We start from the raw sequence: 2,435 nt of genomic DNA, 5'->3' as shown, positions 1-2,435 counted from the left end.
AATGACAAGGGGTTCTGCGTTTATATCGCCCTCTGCAAGATCGATAATTTTTTCACCTTCTAAAAGAAAAACTTTGGTTTTGCTGACGATCGCCTTATCTGAGTCAGGATTGTAAGGAGGATCGGTTTGATAAGCTGTTACATCGGCTAAGGTGACAAAAACATTATCAAAGGTGATTTGCCAGCCATCTTTTGTTATGAAACCTTGACGCACAAAATCTTCGCCATTAGCGACAAGTTTTAATGTTCCTGTCTCATCTGTCACCGCAGTTTCTACAGTTGTTTCTGAGACATTTGCGGGTTGAGAAGACTCGGAACTTACACACCCAGAAAGGGCGATCGGAGTTAGAAAAACTAAACTAACTAACGAAATAAAAGATTTTTTAGCAAACATTCCAGAATATTCAATGGGTTCTTTATTATTGTTCTGGTTTTGCTCATACAATGCAATCCCCCTAGAGGGTATTTAGGGAGAAATCTACAGATTAATTTGATAATGCAATCCCCCTAGAGGGTATTTAGGGAGAAATTTACAGATTAATTTTAAGTTTAGGAATGAGAAAGGGTGAATTAACTCACCGATGTGGCAATTTCATTCAATGCTTGTTGGTATTCTGCATCAGACATGGGGAAATAATGCCATTTAATTTGATTTTCCATGTAAGATACTCGTTTACCAAAAATTGTTTTGGCAATGATAACGTGAGGTTTTCCTGAAGTTGTTTCTAAATTGTTTATTGTGTGAACAATTTCGGCGCGATCGTGTCCATTTATTTCTTTTACATTCCATCCCATTGCTTGCCAGCGATCGCGCATTGGGGAAAGATTTAAAACATCTTGGGTATAACCAATTGCTTGCTGTCCATTGAGGTCTATAATAGCAATTAAGTTAGAAAGTTTATGATGTGCGGCAAACATTATTGCTTCCCAAAGCGACCCTTCATTGCACTCTGCATCGCTGATCAAAACAAAGATACGACGGGAAGAATTGTCTAATTTGGCAGCTAATGCGGCACCCACTCCTAAAGATAAACCCTGTCCTAAAGAACCGGTAGAAAAGTCAATTCCTGTTAATTCATGTTCGGGATGAACTCCTAATAAACTCCCGTTAGCACAATAAGTATTCAATTGTTCTTCACTTATCCATCCTTTTAAAAATAATGCTGCATAAATGGCAAGAACTGCATGACCTTTGGAGAGAATAAAGCGATCGCGATCGCCATCATCGGGAGAGGGAATATTGAGAATATTTCCGTATAATACAGCAACAAGATCGGCAATAGATAAGGCAGAACCAATATGACCTACATGGGCGCGTTTTGATTGTTCGAGAATGATTTTTGCGATCGCATTTCCGTTCATCGTTTATCCCTCTTCTGCTGTTTATACCAATTTACCATTTCTTGAAACCCTTGCTCAAAAGTATAGTCTGGAGTCCAACCCAATTCAGATTGAATCTTGCGATTATCTGCCACCCAAATGCTTGTATCCCATTGGCGATCGGGCATCGATCCCCATTCTGGTTTTGCGTTAATTTTCAAAACTCTTCGCGCTATTTCTATTACATCTTGTAGGGTTGTTTGTTTTCCCGTTCCCACATTATAGACTGCACCTAATTCACCAGTATCCATCATCGCCGCTAATAAATATGCCTCAATAACATCATCAATATACACATAATCGCGAGCAATTTTAGGATTAACTAATGGGGGTAATTCTCCTTTTAAACCTTGTGCGATTAATGTTGGCATTAAGCGAGTCGGTTCTTCATAAGCACCATAAACAGAATAGAGTCGCAAGGTGGGAATACGAAGGTTTTGATTTTGGGCAATGTAGCGACAAAATAAGGTAGCTGAGGCTTTAGTTATGGCGTAATAACTGTTGGGTTCTAACCATTCAGTTTCTGTGGGAGGATAGTCTTTATAACCGTATTCTGAGGAGGATCCAGTATTGACAAATACCTCAAAATCTGTTCTTATGCAGGCTTGTAAAAGATTAACTGTACCGATAATATTTGTGTTGATGATTTCTTGAAGATTATTTTGAGAAGAATAGGCACCATGTACGGCTAAATGAAAAATGCGATCGGGTTTGATGCGATCGACGCGCTGTTTTAAAGCCTCTTCATCTTCTAAGTTGATAGTATGAAGTCGGAGATCGGTTTTAATATCTTGGATGCGCCAAGATTGATAATTAGGACGGACAAAAAGATGAATTTCATGCCCTTGTTTTAGGAGTCTCCTGGTTAAATTTGCACCCACAAAACCCGTTCCACCAGTGATTAAAATTTTACTCATTAATTGTAATTTAATACTTTTGAAGGATAATTAAAGATGAGTTTTTGGACGTATTTAAAATTTTTTCTGACAAGTTCTTTGCAGAATTTGCCGATTGCGATAATACACCTCCAATACACCAGTATTAGAATCGTCTAAT

2 protein-coding genes and 1 pseudogene are annotated in these 2,435 nt (G+C 38.3%); all 3 read right to left on the bottom strand.

The genetic code is table 11. The features are described from left to right. Positions 1-444: pseudogene (locus VB714_RS15295) on the bottom strand (hypothetical protein); the annotation flags it as partial. Between the two features lie 125 nt (positions 445-569). Beyond that, the gene (locus tag VB714_RS15290; protein ID WP_323225485.1) at positions 570-1,361 is read right to left on the bottom strand and encodes a transketolase; all 792 of its coding nucleotides are present in this window, start codon (positions 1,359-1,361) and stop codon (positions 570-572) included. Continuing rightward, a complete protein-coding gene (locus VB714_RS15285; RefSeq protein ID WP_323225483.1) occupies positions 1,358-2,296 on the bottom strand; it encodes an NAD-dependent epimerase/dehydratase family protein in 939 nt (312 codons plus the stop codon). The genes VB714_RS15290 and VB714_RS15285 overlap by 4 nt, the downstream gene beginning before the upstream one ends. Positions 2,297-2,435: the final 139 nt, after the last annotated feature.

The sequence above is a fragment of the Spirulina sp. 06S082 genome, assembly GCF_034932145.1.
Taxonomy (GTDB): Bacteria; Cyanobacteriota; Cyanobacteriia; order Cyanobacteriales; family Spirulinaceae; genus CCY15215.
Note: the sequence above shows the minus strand (reverse complement) of the source record. Positions and strands in the feature narration are given on the sequence as shown.

What these genes read in the sequence shown, in the direction of transcription:
- VB714_RS15290 (WP_323225485.1), bottom strand. Translation starts at nt 1,361, where the DNA reads ATGAACGGAAATGCGATCGCAAAAATCATTCTCGAACAATCAAAACGC.
- VB714_RS15285 (WP_323225483.1), bottom strand. Translation starts at nt 2,296, where the DNA reads ATGAGTAAAATTTTAATCACTGGTGGAACGGGTTTTGTGGGTGCAAAT.